This window comes from Endozoicomonas sp. (genome assembly GCF_051008435.1).
In the GTDB taxonomy this organism is placed as follows: domain Bacteria; phylum Pseudomonadota; class Gammaproteobacteria; order Pseudomonadales; family Endozoicomonadaceae; genus Endozoicomonas_A.
In genome coordinates, this window is sequence record NZ_JBPCXO010000128.1 from 1 (window position 1) to 1917 (window position 1917).

At 47.3% G+C, this 1917-nt stretch carries 1 protein-coding gene and 3 tRNA genes; 3 read left to right on the forward strand and 1 reads right to left on the reverse strand.

The genetic code is table 11. From position 1 onward, the window contains the following. Window positions 1-306: 306 nt before the first annotated feature. Window positions 307-981, reverse strand: coding sequence for a Bax inhibitor-1/YccA family protein (locus ACR2PX_RS05965; protein WP_433998450.1), 675 nt, complete (start codon window positions 979-981; stop codon window positions 307-309). A gap of 239 nt (window positions 982-1220) precedes the next feature. On the opposite strand from ACR2PX_RS05965, the gene ACR2PX_RS05970 reads away from it, so the two are divergent. The 3 genes from ACR2PX_RS05970 to ACR2PX_RS05980 all read left to right on the forward strand — a co-directional run bounded on the left by ACR2PX_RS05970 (window position 1221) and on the right by ACR2PX_RS05980 (window position 1643). After that, window positions 1221-1311: transfer RNA gene (locus ACR2PX_RS05970), tRNA-Ser, on the forward strand. 66 nt (window positions 1312-1377) lie between these two features. After that, window positions 1378-1468 (forward strand) — tRNA-Ser (locus tag ACR2PX_RS05975). Between the two features lie 84 nt (window positions 1469-1552). Then, window positions 1553-1643, forward strand: a tRNA-Ser gene (locus tag ACR2PX_RS05980). The last annotated feature ends 274 nt before the right edge of the window (window positions 1644-1917 follow it).

The following is a 1917-nucleotide window of genomic DNA, read 5'->3' on the forward strand; positions in this document are numbered from 1 at the left end:
GTGGCGCTCCTATAGAAGTCATCAAACAGTACGTTCAGCAGCAGAGAACACCGCATTAGTCGGCTATCGCCGACGAGCTTACATCCCCGCACTCAAAGTACGGGGTTTTACGCTCAACCGATAAACAGGACTTTCAGACGACCAGAGAAACGCTTACCCATGAGGGGACACCTTTACAGTCGATCGGGAACCGTAAAGTGTAGAACTTAGAAGTGTTTTTGGAGAAATACCCGGGCTAACTTATCTGTCAGACAAAAAAATACCCCGGAGCAAAACCCCGGGGTATTTTCATCACACGCTGAATACTCAGTCGTCAGACGACATGCCCAGCAGAGAAAGCAGAGCAGTAAACAGGTTGTAGATATTCAGGTACAGAGAAACTGTAGCGCGAATATAGTTGGTCTCACCACCATGAATGATACGGCTGGTATCAAACAGGATGAAACCGGACATCAGCAACACGATCACTGCAGACAGTGCCATGGAAGCGGCCGGAATCTGGAAGAAGATCAGTGCGATGCTGGCAATAACAGCAACAATCAGGCCTACCATCAGGAAGCCGCCCATAAATGAGAAGTCTTTACGGGAAACCAGCACATAGGCTGACAGGGCAAAGAACACAACTGCGGTTCCACCCAAAGCCTGCATAACCAGAGAAGGACCGTTGGCCAGTGCCAGGTAGTAATTCAGCATGGGACCCAAGGCTGCGCCCAGAACACCGGTGAAAGCAAAAACAGCGATCAGACCCTTGGCTGAATCAGCGGTTTTATTCACGACAAAAATCAGACCAAAGCCCACCAGGCTCAGTACCATAGCGGTGATACGGCTGATTTCCAGTGCCATAGCTACACCAGCAGTGAAAGCACTGAATAGCAGTGTCATACCCAGCAACATATAGGTGTTGCGCAGTACACTGTTGATTTCAATGCCGCTGCCGACCTGTGTCGACCTTGACGCTACAGCGGTGGATTTTCGTTCCATCTTTTATTCCTCGCATTGGGGCTTATATAGGGAGTATACCAGAGCTGAACACACCGGCTATATCCATAACCTCTTTTTACAAGATGCCAATAGTATCGTAATTGCTGTTACGAAACCGTAACAGCGGCTGGTTTTTCTGGATGCTCTGCAACAAAAAAAATTCCGATCTGGATATATCCTTTGGTTTTCAAGGGTTTGACAGTTGATCGTTTTCAGGTAATATTCATTCCCGTTGCTGCGGAGGGATGGCTGAGCGGTTGAAAGCACTGGTCTTGAAAACCAGCGTGGGTTAATAGCCCACCCAGGGTTCGAATCCCTGTCCCTCCGCCATTTTTCTATGGTTAACTCCATATTGAGTCTCAGTAACCTCACATTTTATGTGGAGTTATTCCCTGTGGAGGGATGGCTGAGTGGTTGAAAGCACTGGTCTTGAAAACCAGCGTAGGTTAATAGCCTACCCAGGGTTCGAATCCCTGTCCCTCCGCCATTATTTAATTCCAGACAAAAGAATGACGATGACAGTAAATTTTCATTACTGACCGACTTGTTTTTGACTGGAGCATCTTTATCTGGTGGGTTGGCTGAGTGGTTGAAAGCACCGGTCTTGAAAACCGGCGTAGGTTAATAGCCTACCCAGAGTTCGAATCTCTGACCCACCGCCATTTAAAAGCCTCTGATTAGCTCAGAACTGATCAGAGGCTTTTTTAATCGTCATCTATCCTATAAAACGCTCATATTTTTCTTTTGCGCTCAAAAATTAAAGCCACTGAACATCAGCAATCGCTTCATCCAGAATCACTTCTATACACCAATGGCACTGACTTAAGCCGCTTTCCGTTGGTACACATTGAGTCTACGAGCCTGTGATCTTGTGTGCTGGAGTCTCTTATATGGCTTTGGTCGCCTTTTTACTGCTCTGGGTTCACTGCGACCAGG

Bases quoted from the DNA above. Each gene is read 5' to 3' on its own strand.
- ACR2PX_RS05965 (WP_433998450.1), bottom strand. From the start codon at position 981: ATGGAACGAAAATCCACCGCTGTAGCGTCAAGGTCGACACAGGTCGGC.